Annotated in this window: 15 protein-coding genes and 1 pseudogene; 10 read left to right on the forward strand and 6 right to left on the reverse strand. The window is 56.7% G+C overall.

What is annotated here, in order from left to right:
- Positions 1-214 (forward strand): annotated as a pseudogene (locus tag K288_RS54530) (hypothetical protein); the annotation flags it as partial.
- Positions 215-800: 586 nt separating this feature from the next.
- Here K288_RS54530 and K288_RS51385 read toward each other — a convergent pair.
- The 5 genes from K288_RS51385 to K288_RS0138900 all read right to left on the reverse strand — a co-directional run bounded on the left by K288_RS51385 (position 801) and on the right by K288_RS0138900 (position 4508).
- Positions 801-1082, reverse strand: a complete 282-nt coding sequence (locus K288_RS51385; RefSeq protein ID WP_027584312.1) for a helix-turn-helix transcriptional regulator — start codon at positions 1080-1082, stop codon at positions 801-803.
- Between the two features lie 269 nt (positions 1083-1351).
- Positions 1352-1636, reverse strand: a complete 285-nt coding sequence (locus K288_RS0138880) for a DUF2285 domain-containing protein (protein ID WP_027584313.1) — start codon at positions 1634-1636, stop codon at positions 1352-1354.
- A gap of 410 nt (positions 1637-2046) precedes the next feature.
- Positions 2047-2415: a response regulator gene (locus tag K288_RS47985; RefSeq protein WP_043161865.1), complete on the reverse strand. Its 369-nt coding sequence runs from the start codon at positions 2413-2415 to the stop codon at positions 2047-2049.
- A gap of 572 nt (positions 2416-2987) precedes the next feature.
- Positions 2988-3233: a hypothetical protein gene (locus K288_RS0138895; RefSeq protein WP_027584314.1), complete on the reverse strand. Its 246-nt coding sequence runs from the start codon at positions 3231-3233 to the stop codon at positions 2988-2990.
- Between the two features lie 879 nt (positions 3234-4112).
- Positions 4113-4508, reverse strand: a complete 396-nt coding sequence (locus K288_RS0138900) for a helix-turn-helix transcriptional regulator (RefSeq protein WP_027584315.1) — start codon at positions 4506-4508, stop codon at positions 4113-4115.
- A gap of 604 nt (positions 4509-5112) precedes the next feature.
- Here K288_RS0138900 and K288_RS0138905 point away from each other — a divergent pair.
- From K288_RS0138905 to K288_RS0138950, 8 genes are all read left to right on the forward strand, one after another.
- Positions 5113-5376, forward strand: coding sequence for a hypothetical protein (locus K288_RS0138905; protein WP_043161864.1), 264 nt, complete (start codon positions 5113-5115; stop codon positions 5374-5376).
- 902 nt (positions 5377-6278) lie between these two features.
- Positions 6279-7481 carry a glycosyltransferase family 4 protein gene (locus K288_RS0138915; RefSeq protein WP_027584318.1) on the forward strand — a complete coding sequence of 401 codons (1203 nt, stop codon included), beginning with the start codon at positions 6279-6281 and terminating at the stop codon, positions 7479-7481.
- Positions 7456-7950, forward strand: coding sequence for a GDP-mannose 4,6-dehydratase (locus K288_RS47990; RefSeq protein ID WP_084800045.1), 495 nt, complete (start codon positions 7456-7458; stop codon positions 7948-7950). The genes K288_RS0138915 and K288_RS47990 overlap by 26 nt, the downstream gene beginning before the upstream one ends.
- Positions 7940-8767 (forward strand): glycosyltransferase family 2 protein, encoded by an 828-nt coding sequence (locus K288_RS49955; protein WP_027584320.1) that lies wholly within the window; start codon positions 7940-7942, stop codon positions 8765-8767. Before K288_RS47990 ends, K288_RS49955 begins: the two co-directional genes overlap by 11 nt.
- Before the next feature lie 240 nt (positions 8768-9007).
- Positions 9008-9766 (forward strand): ABC transporter permease, encoded by a 759-nt coding sequence (locus K288_RS0138930; RefSeq protein WP_027584321.1) that lies wholly within the window; start codon positions 9008-9010, stop codon positions 9764-9766.
- Positions 9767-9781: 15 nt separating this feature from the next.
- Positions 9782-10549: an ATP-binding cassette domain-containing protein gene (locus K288_RS0138935; protein ID WP_027584322.1), complete on the forward strand. Its 768-nt coding sequence runs from the start codon at positions 9782-9784 to the stop codon at positions 10547-10549.
- Positions 10550-10681: 132 nt separating this feature from the next.
- Positions 10682-14644 (forward strand): glycosyltransferase, encoded by a 3963-nt coding sequence (locus tag K288_RS49960; protein ID WP_051334982.1) that lies wholly within the window; start codon positions 10682-10684, stop codon positions 14642-14644.
- A gap of 176 nt (positions 14645-14820) precedes the next feature.
- The gene (locus tag K288_RS0138950; RefSeq protein ID WP_051334983.1) at positions 14821-16119 is read left to right on the forward strand and encodes an O-antigen ligase family protein; all 1299 of its coding nucleotides are present in this window, start codon (positions 14821-14823) and stop codon (positions 16117-16119) included.
- Between the two features lie 173 nt (positions 16120-16292).
- Here the strand turns inward: K288_RS0138950 and K288_RS0138955 are convergent, their stop codons facing one another.
- Positions 16293-16994 (reverse strand): acyltransferase family protein, encoded by a 702-nt coding sequence (locus K288_RS0138955; RefSeq protein ID WP_343209473.1) that lies wholly within the window; start codon positions 16992-16994, stop codon positions 16293-16295.
- 22 nt (positions 16995-17016) lie between these two features.
- On the opposite strand from K288_RS0138955, the gene K288_RS51390 reads away from it, so the two are divergent.
- Positions 17017-17250 (forward strand): transposase (locus tag K288_RS51390; protein WP_201449778.1); only part of this gene is annotated, 234 nt, incomplete at its 3' end.

Consider the following 17250-nt stretch of genomic DNA (forward strand, 5'->3'; position numbering starts at 1 on the left):
CCATTTCGTCGGCTGCTGGCACACACGTCCCGAAGACGTCGCATCGCCGTCGCACGTCGATACGCGAAACACCTTTGATTGCGTCCGGCGTTCGCGGCACGCCCTGAACGGATTCGTCATGGTCATCGTGGACCTGCGGCTCTGCCCGGCTAACAGGCGGCCGTTGCGATTGTATGCAAAGCCCCAATGTGAAGCTGAAACGACGCAAATGTGAATCCGAGGCGACACACTCCGGTGAGAAACGAGATTGTTCGTTCGTTATGTACAGTGTTTGTCGGAGCAAAGGCGCCCAAAGCGCTGGCAAAGTTGGCGCGTCGGCCTCGTGTGAACAGGGGCAATGCAGATGGCTATAATGTTCGATCGTGATGGCAACTTGATCTCTCAACTCCTGCTTTACGTTGTTCTGTTGCTTATTGTTGCGTTTCTGATGATTGCTGCATGGCAGACTACTTGATGATTGAAACCGTTCGCGGCGAGTTGCTGGAGGCTTTGGTCGAGCGCCATAATGGGGAAATCGGGTTCGGGCGTCGGAACATCGATCCTCGTTGAAAGGCGTTCCGGGGGCGTTGCAACAGAGCGTAGATTCAAATCGACGTCCGCACTTTGTACGAAAAGAACCAATCTGAAGCTGAGACGACACGAAGAGCGACGAGGTTGTTCGTTGTTGCTACCGTGATCGTCGGAGCAAGGGCGCCCCAAATCTGTCTTTCCGTCTGCGCGACCAAGCCGGGCGCAGGCTGCCGATCTGTCGCCCGCACTGTTGCCTGCCGCAGGGGGTCGGCGCGCTCATCCGAGCAGTGCTATTTCGTTTTGCGACGTGGGCGCGCCAGCTTGCGCGCTTTAGACAAAGTCCAGGGCGTCGTCGCTCCTTTGGGAGGCTCAACAAAGAGTTCAAATATATCAACACCTAGCGATTCGGCGATCCGCTCGAGAAGTTCAATTGTCGCGTTTTTTGATTGCCGCTCAAGACCGCCCACATAGGAGCGCTCAATCCCGGTATCGCGAGCCAATTGCTCTTGCGAAATACCGCGATCTACACGGATCCGACGCACATTCCAGGCCACAAGCGCACGAGCTTTCATGCGCCCAAGCATGCCAACCGGCATGGTCATCAAACCACTGGCTATAACCATCCTATTGCAGCAAATTCATCCGGATGCAGATCCGGGCGTGATGAGAATTGTGCCGGAACCTTGAGGCGTGTTGCCACTGCCGAAAGGGCGGTCTCTCAGATTCCATGAATTGGCTTTGACGGTTTCCTTACGCGCCAATCCTCGCTGTCGTACCTTTCCACCGGCAATTGCAATCTTTTGGCTCGTTCGTCGCGGTCGTTGGCCGGTCGAACGCCCGCTCAGTGCACACTTGGCCAACCGCTCCGCAACAACTGTCGGTAACCATGCTCGGCCGCCCACTTGGCGCGCGCAAGATGGGTTTCGTAGGCCCGGCGGGCACGCTGCGGCTCACGTTCGGGATCGATGTGCAACACGATTTCTACGACTTCTCTCCAGTCGGCCCCGTCCGCATCTGCGTCGAGAAGACGCATATAGGTGACGGCGTGTTCGTGGTCGTAGGGCGTCAGGATCGAATCCGTCGGCGCTATATCGACGACGTTCGGACCGAGCGGTGGCTTTGGCATGGCAGACTCCCCAAGCGGTAGATCGGTTGAATGATGCGTGGTCCTGCACGCAGGGTGGCCCCTCAACAAAGGAGGCAACCTAAATCGATGTCTCTTGAAACTATCAAGAGCCCGGAAGGTTAAGGCCCGGCGGTCGTTTGGCTGATCCGCCGTCGTGTACTCGCAGCGATTGAAGATGCTTGGCAAAATCCTGACCGGTCCCGGATCAGCCCTGTACTGGCTTGACGCGACTGCCTCGATCAGCTTGCGATGGCGTCGAAATACCGACTCGTGAGTGGGCCTGGAATTTGCCCGTATCTTTCCTAAAGCGGACAATGCGGCGTTGCTGATCTCGCAAATAACGCTGCTGTCGCCGTTGAACAACCGATCGGCTTTCCGCTTGTCAGATGCATCGTTCTGTCGTCTTGCGCTCAGTGGCGGGGCTTGTGCAGCAGTACTCGCAGTCGTGTCTCCAACTCGATAGGATCAATCGGCTTCACGATATAATCGTCAGCCCCGACGTCGAACGCCCGCCCCCGATTTTCCATGTCATCCGGCGCGCCGACGACGAGCACCGGCGTCTTGATCGGCGCTTTTCTGGAGAGCCGTGCAAGCAATTCCAGGCCATCTCCATCCAGAAGGCCAAGATCGAGAATAATCGCGTCGTACGAACTCACGGCTGTTGCCGCCATCGCGTCAGCAGCCCTGCTCACTTCATCAACCGCAAAGCCGTGCTCCGAAAGGTGGCCGCCGATCAGAATACGCAGCGCCGGTTGATCTTCGACGACCAATACTTTCACTCCAGCCTCCAATCGTGACAACTGCACCCGATTAGTGGCAGCAGTCGCCGCGCGCGATATCTACCGGGTGGAAGGTAACCACGCCGCTACTTTCAACTCTCCGCAAGCGCGTGTTCGACCACAACTTGCGCCGGCGCGCTGTGATGCCATCAACAAAGCCGTTCGCTGCCGACAGCTCGCGGGCAGTTACGTCTCGACCAAATTGACAGTTCGCAGTGCGCGCCGCCGCGTGCCTTACGTCTGTCATATTGACAGATTGCGCTTGCAATCGACTTCACAAACTTTGTGCGGAACGAACAAAAGCGCACGCGGCCGTAGCCCGTGCAGTTCCCCGTCATCGGAACCGGCCTGCGAAGCGCCGAGGTTGGAGCCCTCTCGCGAGAATATGGCCGCCGACGAGTGAGCCGTTCAAGTCGGACGGTCCCAACTATCGACGTTGAACGCGGCCCTGAACCGACGCAGCTTACTTTCAAGCGCCTCGCGCTCCGGCCCCCGTGGCGTATTGACGAGCTGCGCCTCGATGCGCGCCAGTTCGGCGGCAATCAAAACTTTGAAGGACAGCGCTCTCGTCGTCACGTTGGTGGCAGGATGCTTGGATGCGTCGGCAGGTGATAGGTGAATGCGTCGGAGGGGCCTCCCTTACCGCGCCGAATGAGCCGCCCGTTGTCTACGAGCCTCCTGCATACCGGGCTGTTGCGTCGTAATGCGGCTTCGTCGCCGAACAGCAGCAGGACGATGGCTCCCGCGGTCAGTCCCGGCTTTCCGCGCACCTCGCGAAGGATATCGTCCGCCACGGTCGTCAAACCTTTCCTCGCCAACGAAGTCGCCTCCGCGCGTCCCGACAAAATGGAGGCGAGACGTGCAAGGCCTCGGGAGCGACGTTCCGATTGGGACTATGCATGAAGCCGCCCCGCAGCGGCAAGGAAGCCGCAGGTACCCGAGCCGTGCGAAGCGCAATATTTTCAAATATAGAACAAACGGGAAAGGCAAGACGGCGCATTTTCTGTACGAAGCGCTCAAACCTGACGCCATGGCCCCACACCTGGATAAGAAATGAGATTATTCGCCGTTTATTGCCTTCCTCGGGGCCGAGCCTCCAAAGTGCCATTGTGTCTCGGCAAGGCGAGCACTATGCAATCGTTCGTGCGCGATACTCGGGGCGAGATCGCCGCGTAGACATCGTGGAGAGAGCGGTAGATGCAGTACTTTGCAAAGTGCTCTCGCTGCGGAAATCGCGGCTCTGACGACGTCGTCCATAAATGTCAGAATTGCAGAACAGTGTTCTGCGAAGAATGCGGAGAGACCCGATTGGGAGATACCTGCCCGCGCTGCGACGCCGGCACCGCACTAGAAATCGGGCAAATCAGATCGGAGCGCTCCCGCCGCTCACGGCCCATTGCTGGTTCGAACTGGCAATGCGCCCGCTGGCGCTCCCGGCTCATCGATGCCGCCAAGACCGCCATCGACGGGCAGACACCGTTCGAGGAGCCCGACATACTCCGTAACGGATCAACGTCAAGCGACCGGCCACAAATGCGTTCCTGCCCACGTTGGCATGAGATCTTCACGGAAGGAGGTCTCCTGCAGGCGCGCCCGCGAAGGAGCCGCAAGTTCGACGAGTGTGGCGCGGGCACTCCGACCATACGGAGTGCGCTCGCACATTGTTCCGTTTCAAAACTTTGTCGGGCCGACGCCGCTCAGTCTTCGTTGGCGGCGATCGATTCCATGAGCGACACCAGCTGACGCTGGACGGTCTGGTCGTTGATCTTGCTGTAGGCGCGCAGCAACCGGAGGCTGAACGCGCTGTCGAGGAACAGGAGGCTCTCGACCTCGCGGGCCTTGTTGTCACCGTCGTAGAAGAAGGTGACCGGCACATCCAGCGCGCTCGCGATCTGCTGCAGGCGGGCGGCGCCGACACGGTTGACGCCCTTCTCGTACTTCTGGACCTGCTGAAAGCTGACGCCGAGCTTGTCGCCGAGTTCGGCCTGCGAAATCTTTTGCTCGACACGGCGCAGGCGAATCCGCTTGCCCAACTCAATGTCCGGCTTGCCGGCACTGCGCTGCTTCATCTTCTTTGCTGCTGATCTGTTCATTCTGGTGACCCGTCCTTCAATCGGGAAGCCCTGGCCCGGAGTGGGTCAGGGATTCGCCCATGATGTACCGCGTTAAGTTCGTGTGGATCGTCAGTTCGTCGTGACAACTACGGTCTCCAGACGCATTTGCGCGCTGGAGGCGTCTCTGATACCGACGCTCTCGACGACCTGAAGCCGAGCGCATCAAGGCGTCTCCCGGCACCCCGCCCTCCTCCTTTGGCAGAATATCGATCGATCCACAACCACCACGGGTCACGGATTTTGCGCGCATGCTTACCGGCGACATGGAGGCGCTCCCGTATTCATACGGGCGGCTTCGATATACCTGTCAGCGTTTCGGCTAGGATAAAGTCACCATCGGTGTACGTTGTGGGTGATCAGGGCGTCGATTTGGTGCCACAACGCTCGATCGTGGTGAGCGAATGTTGTTTGCCGCTGGCGCGGGTCGAGCTCCCGCGTTGCCGCTGGGCTCTTGTCCAAGCATCCTGGATCGCCGGCAACATGCGAGGCGCATGAGCGGCCAACGAATTCTTGGCGGACAGGCACGCGCCACGAAAGAGCGGAACGCCTCGGCGCACCCTCGCCGGGTTTGGGAGCTGAAGATATGCCGGTCGCCAATGTAGAAGAACGATTGCTGTCGCTGCTTGCAACCTTGGAACAGTGTCAGTCATGCCTGTTCGAACAAGGCAGCGAGGAAATTGCCAAGTTGCTGTCGCTCGCCAGCCTTGAAGTTCGGATGGCGCTTCACGGCGTCACCGGTTCCGATCTTAAGGCGCTGTGCGACATACTCGCGTCGAACGAGCTGCGGCAAGAGTCGGAAGCCGCATTGATAAGGTCCTTTCCGCCCTATCTGAAGCTTGTCAAGTAGAGGTCGCGCGCTGGTCCGATCAGTGATGCATGTTTGCTGGTCGCCATTCGCTTGCCGGCACGAGCTGGGTGGTGCTCGGCCTCGGACGGAGGTCGCCTCGAGAAAGGCCTCCGTTGCTGTAATCGTCGGGCGCAACCAACGGCACGACGCAGCCAAGCAAGCATTGCTACCGCGCGGGCTCATCAGGCTGAAATCTGTCGAAGAAGGGTATCCGGTCCCGTTCATGACGCGGTCAGCGCGGCCAATTCGGAATATGCTATTCGCGTCGACCGACCGCAGGAAAGCCGAAGAATTCGGCAAACAGCCGAGAGGCGCCGGGGGAGCATCCGTCATGGCAAGGGAATGACGGAGAAGGACGCGCTAGGGTCGAGCCGTGGGACCAGACCGCTCGATCGCGCCGTGCGCGCGTGAGGCTTTCTTGTTGCCGGCCGTTTTTTCCCAAAGCGGCTTGTTGTCGATCTCGGCGATGATGGCCCTTGCCAGGTTTTTCCGGCCAGAGCTTCGCCACTCGGGCTTGGACCTTTCCACTTGCAGGTATTCCGAAAGTCGGGTGCTGCCTGCCTCGCGCAACCTGTTAACCATCGCTCCCAAGTCTTCGGCTAGCTAGTTCAAGACACCAATTGCATATCGCGTCGTGCTCCCAGAACGGTGCCGATGTCAATCGAGGCGATGCGCAAGCGATCTCTCATCCGTGTCACGGGGTACGGATCGTACATTTGCGCTGCAGTTAGAGCACGACTGCCAGCTGCTCACGCATGTCGGTCCATTCCGTACAAAGTTTCAACTGGTAACTTCACGCGCTCTAACCTAACTACCGGCGCGGCCGAGCGAGCGCTCAGGCCAATACAACTTACAATATTCAGTTTCGCGAATTAAATTAACGTTTGGTTAGTGGGGTTTCCGTGGGGGCGGGTGTTGGGGGCGCCGAGGCTCGGCCTCGAATCTTATATGTCGTACCGGAAGATTCGACATTCACGACGCACTTTCTAGAGCCTGCTCGCGCAGTCCGCGCCGTGGGACTCGAAGTTCTGGTTGCCACATTCGCGGGACGCTGCCGAGGTGCGATCGAGCGGGAAGGCTTCCGCGTACTGGAGATGCCGACGGAGCGTGCCTCTCTCTCAGCCTTTTCCCTGCTTCGCTCGATCTTGTGTCTTCGTAGAATTCTGTCGGAAGAGCAGCCGGACCTGGTTCATGCTCTCACCATAAGATCCATTGTTTTGTTAGGCCTATCGGGCCTGATCGGCCGCAAATATCCTCTTCTTGTCTCATTTACGGGCCTTGGACGTTTGTGGGATCGCGCCGGTTGGGCGGCTGGGATCGTCCGACAATTCGTTCGATTGCTGACAGGCTGGCTCGCCCAAGCTCCGGTTGCTCTCGTTTCATTTGAGAACGCGGACGATCGCCTCGAGTTTCCGCATCTGCCGAATTCTGTGGTTATCGGTGGATGGGGTATCGAGATCGAGCCAGGCCAATCCGGCAAGAGAGCCGATGATGGCGCCGTTCGCGTCGCCTTTTTGGGACGAATGCTCAAATCGAAGGGACTCGAGGATACGGTGGAAGCCGTGCGCCTTGCGCGGGCTCAGGAGCGCCGGATCGAGTTGGAGCTTTGGGGGACGCCGGATCAGGCTAATCCGACGAGCTTCACTTCTGGGGAGCTCGCCCAGCTTTCGATTATTGATGGCGTCAAATGGATGGGGGCGGCCCCTGACATTGCGACGGTTTGGGCGCATGCGGATATTGCTATCCTCCTATCCGAGAGCGAAGGAATGCCTCGGGCGCTCATGGAGGCCGCTGGATACGGCCTGCCAATGATTGCAACTGATGTACCCGGCTGTCGTTCTGTCGTCCGCGACGGAGTTGATGGTTTCCTGATTCCGCACAACACCCCCGCGGCTGCAGCAGAAGCCATTCTGCGCCTCGCGCAAGATCCAGCGACTCGCAAGCGCATGGGCCAAATGGCTCGCGAACGATTTGAAAAACAGTTTTCGAGAGAAGTGGTCGTACCGAGAATTCTCGAGATCTATTCACGCCTCATCACGCATCGCGGGGATGCAAGTCCAACCAAAACATTGTGCAATCATGGATCTCAATCGGTTCTACCATAGACGAAAGGTCTTAGTCACAGGTGCTGGTGGCTTCATAGGAAGTCATCTCGCGGAAGCTGCCGCGAGAGCCGGCGCTGATGTTACGGCGATGATCCGGTATAGCTCGTCCCCCGCTTGGGGAAATCTCGAGCATTTATCACCCGATCTGAAGAGCTCAATCAGGGTGGTCGCTGGCAATATCGAAGATCCGGAGTTTGTCTCTCAGACGGTACAAGGCCAAGACATTGTATTTCACCTCGCGGCGTTGATCGCGATTCCTTATTCGTATGTTGCGCCTCGAAGCTACGTCCGCACGAATATCGAAGGGACGCTAAAAATTGAGCCGACGCGACGTGGGACCAGCGATATCGAGACAATCATCGGCGATACGGCCCGACTCAGACAACTCGGTGTCGTAATCCCTCCCCCCGATGTCGATGCGATCTTACGTGAAATGCTTTCCGTCGCGATGGTCGAAAATGGCGGATAGCGCTTTGAAAACGGCACCCGTTAGCGTCATCATTCCGACCTACCGCGATGGCGATGCGCTGCGGCGAGCGCTGCATTCCGTAGCTAGCCAGACGCTTCAACCACGCGAAGTAGTCGTGGTGGACGATGCGACCGGTGACGATGATTACCCTGACAACATTTGCGCTGAGTGTCCCTTTCAACCCATCAAGCTAATCAAGCTGCCTCGAAACGTGGGCCCTGGTGGCGCGCGGAATGCGGGTATTTCGGCAAGTTCAGAGCCATTTCTGGCCTTCCTCGATGCGGATGATGAGTGGCATCCGGAAAAGTTGAGGTTGCAGATGGGACTCATGCCGGCTTCGGACGCGCCGGCGGGCAGCTCACATCGTAAGAGCTTCGCCGGCGCTGCGTGGCCGACTATCAACGGATGGGCGCACGCAAGACGCATCACTAGATGGGCAATTCTGACGTCCAACGTAGCGTCGATCTCAACGGTCGTGATCCGACGAGATGCTGTTCAGCATCGTTTTCCAAGAACGTATGCGTGCGAAGACTACTGGTTCGTTGCCGCACACGTGCTCTCAGGCGTTGCATTCGTCAGAATGGATCAGACGCTCGCGCGGTCAGATAAACCGGCGTTCGGGGCAAGTGGATTAAGCGGTCGATTGAATGCAATGCAGCTCGGCGAGATGCGCACTCACTTCTCACTTTTGAGAAATGGGCTGATTAGTGCGTGGGAGTACGCCCCTCTCGTTGCCTGGACTTTACTGAAGTACCTGAGGCGCATTTCCATCGTGAACGTACGAAGCGTCGTGACTTTGGCTACGACAAGAAAATGACTAGATGCGAGCTCGGAGCTGGGGTCTGGATGGCTGCGTTGTTCGTCTACCGTAATTGGCGCGCTCACGAAACGTTGTTTGGCGCGCGCGACGCGCAGCTACGCCGAACATGGAATGAGCTCTGACAGGGACATGCTCTGCATGAGAGATAACAGGATTAAGAAGAGCAGCCCACAGGCGCCTTCAGGCGGCAACTCCGCTCACGAACGGAAGCCGCGTGCCTCGATCGCTATCGCTGATGTGGTGTCGGCGATCCAGCAGCGACGGCTTTGGCTCAGACTTGGCTGGAACGACATCCTGCAGAGGTACCGTCGCTCAGTTCTGGGGCCTCTGTGGCTCACGGTAAGTATGGCCATTATGATTGTCTCTCTGGGACTTCTCTACGCGCAGCTCTTCCAAATCCCGGTGGATGATTTTCTGCCATATCTGTGCGTCGGCTTCGTCGTCTGGGGCTATTTCTCCAGCTTCTTGATCGAGGCAGGCTCGTTGTTCGTCGCCTCCGAGTCCTACATTAAGCAGATAAGGTTGCCCTACGTTCTGTATGTCTGTCGAGCAACCTGGAGCAAGCTCATCATCTTCGCGCACAACTTTGTAATTTATCTAGGTGTCGTTGCGTATTTCCAGAGCTGGCCGGGCCTGCCCGCATTGCTAGCCCTCCCGGGCCTCTTACTCCTCACGCTCAATGGAGCATTATCAACGCTGCTTATCGGGATGATCTCGGCGCGTTTCCGGGACATTCCCCAAGTGATCGGTTCATTGGTGCAAATCCTTTTCTTCATCACGCCAATCATGTGGAAGCCCGACGTGCTCAAGGAACGCATGTTTATTGCCGAATGGAATCCATTTTATCACCTGCTCCAGGTCGTTAGAGAGCCTCTCTTGGGTGAGGTTCCGCCAGCCGCGACTTACGTCGTGGTCGCCACCATAACCCTGGTCAACTTTGTTGCGGTCGGACTGTTCTTCGCCAGATACCGCGAACGCATTTCGTATTGGGTCTAAGAAAGGCGAGATCTGATGCACGCAACAATCGAACGACTGGTGATGGACAACGTAAGTGTCTCATTTCCGATCTACAGCATGGGATCTCGGTCGCTTAAGAAAGGTCTGCTGTATCGGGGATCGAGAGGGCGAATAGCGAGCGACGCGAATGACAGGCTTGTCGTGGAGGCCTTGCGAAATGTGTCATTACGGTTCTCGGTTGGCGATCGCGTCGCGTTAGTGGGGGCAAATGGCGCTGGAAAGACGACCTTGCTGCGCGTTATGGCCGGCATTTATGAGCCGGTCTCAGGCATGGTGCGCGCTTCGGGACGAATATCGCCGATGTTCGACATTGGACTCGGCATCGATCCAGAGCTGAGCGGGCTCGAGAATATCAGGCTTCGCGGACTTCTATTGGGGCTCCGTCCTGACGAGATCGAACGTCTCATACCAGAGATTGCAGACTTCACTGAACTTGCGGATTATCTTGAGCTTCCGGCGCGCACCTATTCAACCGGGATGCTGATGCGGCTCACATTCGCCGCAGCGACGTGCTTCGCGCCTGAAATCCTTCTAATGGACGAATGGATTCTTGCGGGTGACGCGGCATTCTTGTCCAAAGCGGAACGCCGCCTCGAAGCTTTCGTAGAGAATGCGAGTGTCCTTGTCCTAGCCTCCCACAACGAACAGATTTGTAGGACATGGTGCAGCAAGGCGATCTGGCTCGATAGCGGACAGGTGAAAGCCGTCGGTGCTATCGATGAGGTATTGAACGCCTATCGCGATGCAGTGACTTCTCGCTGACGGTGGCGTGGTCATCCATGAGTGCAAACCGCGAGGCAACAGCGTTCGACAAGGAGGCGCGTTGATCCCATGAATATTCGCGCCGCATCGAGTTTCAGATGTAATGCTTGCCAGGGGCAGAGGTGCACCTTGATGGCACGACGCAAGGACAATGTTGCAGTCCTTCGATGCGAAGAGTGTGGTCTCGGCGTCATAGAGGCAATACCAGATGACCTCGGGTCATTTTACGATGATGCATATTACGGCGCCGAGCAAGCCGATGGCACTGTTGGCTACGATGATTATCAGTTGATGGCCGAACACGGCTTGTCGTGGGCAGCTGCGCTGGTCTGTTGTCTCAAGGACGGCGGGAAGATTCTCGATATAGGCTGCGCCGACGGCAGTCTTCTTAAAAGGCTCCCGAGCAGCATTGACCTCTATGGCATAGAGGTCAATGAACGAATGATAGCGCAGGCGGCGCAAGCCAACATTAAGATCCTTGGTCGCGATTTGCTCGATCGCGGCATCTTGGAGAATTACGCACATCAGTTCGATTGCGTTACGGCAATCGCCGTCTTCGAACATCTTCCCGACTTTCGCCGCGGGATCGAGGCCGCACTAAGAGTGCTTAAGCCTGACGGCTTTTTGTTGTTTGAAGTGCCCTACATTTCTGAAGCGCATCAAAACCGCGTGTGGTTTGAGAGCTCTTTGGAGCATGTCTTCTACCCGTCGGGGGACTCGATGCGTCTCCTGGTAGAGAAGCTGGGATACCATCTGGTTGGTGGCGAAGTTGTTATCCGATATTTCGCATCAAACTTTATCGGGATCGTATTTAAGGACGCCGCACGCGCTCATGATCTTAGGGAGTTGTTTGCACTCATAACCCGTACCGACGGCCGTATATCGGATCGGAAGCTGCGCACTGCCCGCCAAAAGCTGATGCTCATACACGCAGCACAGAGCGCGCCCGATTTGGTCGCTGGCCTGTCCGAGTTATCTCAGTCGCCTCTAGAGGCGCCCCTGTTGCATCGCATTGAGCAACTTTGGGTCGGTGATCTGCGGAGATTGAGCGCGGCACTGAGCGAACACGCTGCGATTACAGCAAGCTACTCGACGCTGGCGCGGGATAGCAGGGCCCAGTCTGAGGCATCAGAAGCGCAGATAGAGAAACTTTCTGTTCACCTCAAAGAAGAGGCCGCAAACTACGCAGTGCTGGCCCGAGAGAGCAAGGCAAATGCCGACGCCTTGGAAGCACAAATAGAGCAGCTCTCCGAGCAGCTCAATCGGGAAGCAGCACGCTACGAGACGCTTGCGCACGAGAGCAACGCCTACTCCAGCGCCATGCAGGCACAGGTAGGACGGCTCTCCGATCAGCTCAACGAGGAAGCCACGAACTACGCGAGGTTGGTACGCGAGAGCACAGATCGCTCTAAGGCATTGGAAGCGACCATAGAGCGGCTCTCCGAGCAGCTCAAGCAGGCTATCGCAGATCATGAAACGCTGGAGCGCGAAAGCCAAAAACGGGTCAGGGAATGTGAAGCTCGCATAACCTCTCTTTCCGGTGAACTCGATCAAGCAGCGGCCGATTATTGCTCGCTGGAGCTCGATACAAAGCAAAAAGTACAAGAACTAGCTCTGCACATTAATTCGCTTTCGGGTCGACTGGCACGCGCTAGCGAGGAAAAGGCCGAGATCGCAACGGACCGAGCACGCCTTGGGACCCACGTCAGGCTTCTGAAGGAAAGTTTTGCCGAACTCAATCGAGTTGCTCAGGCTGACAAGAACTCAAAAGAGCGAGAAGTGGCAGATCTAAAAGAACGTGTCCGGGCCTTGACCGACCAAGTGTCGGCGTTGAGTACCGAAATTGACCTCATTCTTCGCAGCACGATCTGGAGGGCAACCGCGCTCATCCGGCGAGCGGGACATAGAGTGCCGCAGCTGGCTCGTCTGACGCGCCAGACGCTAAAGCTCATAAAGTGGTCGATAACCTTCGAGCTTCGGAAAAATTTGTCCTACGCGTTAGCCGCTCGACGAAAACGTCGCGAGGAGGAATTGGCCGCGAGCCAAGCGCAACTCCCGAAGCTCGTCTTCGACGACCGAACCGGCCTTGAGGGATATGTAGCAGCAGATGTTGATGAGGCCAACGAATGGCCTAGTGACCGGCCGCTCGTCTCGGTAGTCGTTGTATCGTTCAACTACGGGCATTTTGTTGAGGAGGCGGTTGATTCGGTCCTTGCCCAAACCTTCAAGGACATAGAGGTGATTGTCGTCGAAGGAGGCTCGACCGATCCGGCATCGCGAGAGCGAACGCTGGCCTTGAAGCGCCCGAGGACAAAAGTGATTGTCCAGACGGAGGCACATCAGGTTGGCGCAAATCGCAATTTTGGTATTCGCCAGGCCCGCGGAAAATATGTCTGCTGTCTGGATGCCGATGATTTGCTGAAGCCAACATACATCGAAAAAGCTGCGTATCTATTGGAGACCTACGGGTACGATGTGGTTTCCTGCGCAATGCAGCAATTTGGAAGCTCTGATGAACGGGTCGGTATCCTCGGCGAGCCTGTACTCTCCGATATGCTCAAGGGCAATCACGTTCTGACATGCGCAGTGTTTCGCCGAAGCTTATGGGAAAAGGCCGGCGGCTACCGCGATACTGATCGCGCAACAACTGGACATGTGTATGAGGACTGGCTGTTTTGGGCTCAACTCGCAGCGATGGGCGCTCGAATCCATAACATGTCCGGCGACCATCTCTTCCTATACCGACGCCACGGGCCGAGCCTGAGCACCCAATCCGACCTGCATGGCATGGCTGTTCATCGTATGCTGATCCGGCAGGCTCTCGGTGACCTTGTCACTCCCGCCTCGCTTCGTAACTCGCGCCTCGTCGCGGCAGCCGATAGGCGTTCTGACAATCCTTTGGTCCAGGCTTCAGTGCGCTCTTCCAATAGCGGAGGAGGACCTGCGATCCTGCTCGCGCTTCCGTTTACGCTCATAGGGGGAGCGGAACGCCTACTGAGCGGGATTGTCACTCATCTCGCAAAGCAGGGGTGGCGAGTAACGGTCGTGACCTCTATCGATCCCGGGCACGAACATGGCGATTCCACGAGCTGGTTTGAACGAGCGACCGCCGAAATCTTTCATTTGCCTCGTTTCGTCGCTGCGGATCGATGGTCGGATTTCGTATCCTATTTGATCGCCTCACGCGAGATAAACGCGCTCTGGATCGCTGGAAGCGCTTTTATGTACCACTTGTTGCCCGTAATTCGCGCCAAATTTCCGAAGATCAGGGTGGCGGATTTGTTGTTCAATACTAGTGGCCATACAAAGAACAACAGGAAATACGCTCACCTGATCGATATCAACTTTGTAGAGAACGGGGAGGTCTCGCAGTTTCTGTTGGACGCAGGGGAGGCACGAGATCGGGTGCTGCAGATCCCCAGCGGAATTGATTTGCAGGAATATCTGCCACGCCCACGAGACGCTGCCGTAGTCCATTCAGTGAGCGCGATGCCGGAAGAGCTCATTGTCGGCTTTTCAGGGCGATGGTCCGACGAGAAAGATCCTCTCGCTTTCGTCGAAATCGCTCGAAGGTCATCGCACTTGCCAATTCACTTTGTGATGACGGGAGCCGGCGCGCTCCACTCCAAGATTAAGACGGCAGTGGCGGCAACAACTTTCGACAACCGCTTTCACCTCATCGGCGAGGTAGAAGACGTTCGCCCTTGGATATCATCGTATGATGCGCTGGTCCTGCCATCGAAGTTAGACGGCAGGCCGGTAGTGGTCTTAGAGGCGCTCGCGATGGGCGTTCCCGTTATTGCGTCGGCCGTTGGCGGCTTGCCTGAACTCATCCGCGACGGTGCAAACGGATTTCTTTGTCAGCCGCGCATGATTGATGAGTTTGTCGATAGGCTTGAAACGCTTGTTCGCGATCGGGAGCTGCTGAAACGGATGAAAGAGGCCGCCCGTCGCAGCGCCGAGCGGAACCTAGACGCAAGCACCATGCTCTCTCGATACGAGCAAGCATTAAAGGCGTTGATCCAAAGTGGAGAGCGTCCCGAACACTGCGCGTCGATCAGGTCCAGCTGTGACGCCTTGAATGATTCGAATTAGAGAACGTCTGCATTTTGCAAGGAGCTCGATAACCCGCCGGAGCTGATGCCGGTTTGAGCGAGTACTCACGTGCGGACGGCTAATGATCGAGCGGATGGTCATACCGATCAGTGGATTTTTCTAGGGGATTGGCGCGGGGTCATTTCCTTCAATCATACCGGCTACAGTTTTCGAACATGATCGAACTCACGTTGTCCAAACGGTTTGGCTTCCCCCTCGGACGAGACGCTCGATTTTTATGCGCTGATGTCCTCGCTGTTCTAGCTGTTGTGATGTTGCCGTGGTCGACGTCCGGCTTCACGATCCTGTTGCTGTTGTGGTTACTTTCGCTGGTTCCGCTGATCTCTACGGCCGACGCTCGTCCATTACTCCGAGTAGTCACTCGACCTTACTGCCTATTGCCCCTCATGATGTTTGTGCTTGCGGTCGTTGGGACACTGTGGGCCGACGCTCCGTGGCAAGCAAAGCTCTTGGGCGTTAAGCCGCTTATTAAGCTGCTCGTAATACCATCCTTAGTTTACCATTTTCAGCGCTCAGAACGCGGCAGCTGGATCTTCATCGGCTTTCTCTCATCTTGTACGTTGCTGATGGCGCTTTCATGGATTGTTCTATTTGAGCCCGAGTTGAAATTGACGGTCACTCAAAGTGCAGGAGTCCCGGTAAAGAACTACATCGACCAAAGTCAGGAGTTTGCGTTGTGCATGGTAGCGCTCGCGCCCTGGACGGTTGGCCTTTATAAAGAGCGTCGCTATTGCGCTACAGCGGCATGCGCCGCTCTGATGTTTGGCTTTATCGCCAACTTGGCATTTGTTGTGTCGGCGCGCGCAGCGCTCATCTACGTTCCGGTGCTGCTCATCGCCTTCGCGGTAAGGTATCTTGACCGTCGTCAGTCAGTGCTGCTTCTTGTGGCTGTTAGCGTACTTGCAGCTACCGTCTGGTCCACCTCCGACTATCTGCGTAAGCGCGTCGCGGATATACGGACTGAATATGAATACTCCAAGAATAACGTTCCAAAATCGACTGGCATGCGCCTGGAGTACTGGCAAAAGTCGCTCAGATTCTTTGCGGACGCTCCGATCTTTGGAAATGGGACCGGCTCAACGCAGACGTTGTTCGAGCGAGAGGCCGTCGGGAAGACAGGGCTAGCTGCGGAAGTAACGAGGAACCCGCACAATCAAACGCTCAACGTTGCAGTTCAATGGGGCATCGTCGGTATCGTTGCGCTCTATGCGATGTGGGCCTCTCATCTGTTGCTGTTTCGCGGCGACGGATTAGCGAGCTGGATCGGCCTCCTTGTAGTTATCCAGAACATCACCAGCTCGCTCTTCAACTCACATCTGTTCGACTTTCACGAGGGGTGGATGTATGTCCTGGGCGTAGGTATTGCCGGTGGTATGACCTTACGAGAAAGACGGCGGCTCGCGACGCCTCTGGCGAGCTCCACGTCCGCGGTGCTCCAATCTGAAAGGGCATAAGAGTTGAGGCGGCGCGCACGTTTCCGGAGTTCCGGTTGGCGGAATTGCCGACCGTGACACAGATGAGCCGCGCTTCAACAATTTGTTGCCCTGCGCGTCGTTTGCTTCGCGGCAGCCGTCCCCGCGCGACAGCGTGCACAGCAACGGTCCCATTCCTCGGCGAAGAGATTGAACTAGATGCTTGAATAACTTGAGTGCCTGACGATCACCGTCGCCCTGCCATGGACGATCCGCGCGAAGAAGTTTCGCGCGGGGGTCTCTATTAGAAAGAAGGAAAGTGCCGACATAGCCAGCAGTGGTGCAAAGAATACGATCGATGGCTGATCAACGAGATCATGCGTGAAATAGATCTTCATAAGGATTTGATGCAGCATGTAGACTGAGAAGCTCATCTGACCAAGCAAAACCAACGGCGACGCATTCAGTATTCTACCTGTCAGTCCTTTCCCACCTGCAAATACGATCACCACGATTAGAAAGGACCAGGACGGTCCGGAGATGGCGAACCAAGGCCCAAAGATTGCCGGGAGGGACACTCTGACATTCCAATAGGCGTCGAGGCACCAGAACATGGCGAATGCAAGGGCCATAAGTTCGGCGATCGTCCACGCTGTAACAGTTGCGCTGAGTGGCTGCAGATAGCGTTTCCACAGAACCCACCCCGACATGCCAAGGCAGAACTCAAAGAGCCGACCTAGTGGATTGGTATTTATAATTTCCTGGACCGACGCCGTGAATGGATCGCTCGTCGCGTCTGGCACTCCAAAGAATTGAAGTACCGCGGTCAGTAAGATTGCGAGAGCGGCTGATGCAAAGTAAGCGCGAATTTCTCCGCACCTTTTGCTTTTGAGTGCTCTGATGCATGAGGTGTCCACCAAAATAGGTGGACACCTTGTGATGAGCGACGATGATCAGAAACTGCGGGTCAGGCTTATTGGCCGGAACGGTCGCCGGCGCTACGAGGCGGCATCGAAAGAGCGTCTTGTCACGGCCTGCCTTGAGCCTGGGGTTTCGGTATCGAGGCTTGCACTCGAACATGGGGTCAACGCGAACCTCCTTCGGAAGTGGATCAAGAGGCACACCGCGACCAGGTCGCTGCCGCCGTCCTCACGCCCGGCGTTCATCCCGGTT

The sequence above is a fragment of the Bradyrhizobium sp. Ai1a-2 genome, assembly GCF_000426245.1.
In the GTDB taxonomy this organism is placed as follows: Bacteria; Pseudomonadota; Alphaproteobacteria; order Rhizobiales; family Xanthobacteraceae; genus Bradyrhizobium.

Excerpts from the sequence above, each read along its gene's own strand:
- K288_RS51385 (WP_027584312.1), bottom strand. The coding sequence starts at position 1,082 with ATGAAAGCTCGTGCGCTTGTGGCCTGGAATGTGCGTCGGATCCGTGTA.
- K288_RS0138880 (WP_027584313.1), bottom strand. The coding sequence starts at position 1,636 with ATGCCAAAGCCACCGCTCGGTCCGAACGTCGTCGATATAGCGCCGACG.
- K288_RS0138900 (WP_027584315.1), bottom strand. The coding sequence starts at position 4,508 with ATGAACAGATCAGCAGCAAAGAAGATGAAGCAGCGCAGTGCCGGCAAG.
- K288_RS0138905 (WP_043161864.1), top strand. The coding sequence starts at position 5,113 with ATGCCGGTCGCCAATGTAGAAGAACGATTGCTGTCGCTGCTTGCAACC.
- K288_RS47990 (WP_084800045.1), top strand. The coding sequence starts at position 7,456 with ATGGATCTCAATCGGTTCTACCATAGACGAAAGGTCTTAGTCACAGGT.
- K288_RS49955 (WP_027584320.1), top strand. The coding sequence starts at position 7,940 with ATGGCGGATAGCGCTTTGAAAACGGCACCCGTTAGCGTCATCATTCCG.
- K288_RS0138935 (WP_027584322.1), top strand. The coding sequence starts at position 9,782 with ATGCACGCAACAATCGAACGACTGGTGATGGACAACGTAAGTGTCTCA.
- K288_RS49960 (WP_051334982.1), top strand. The coding sequence starts at position 10,682 with ATGGCACGACGCAAGGACAATGTTGCAGTCCTTCGATGCGAAGAGTGT.
- K288_RS0138950 (WP_051334983.1), top strand. The coding sequence starts at position 14,821 with ATGATCGAACTCACGTTGTCCAAACGGTTTGGCTTCCCCCTCGGACGA.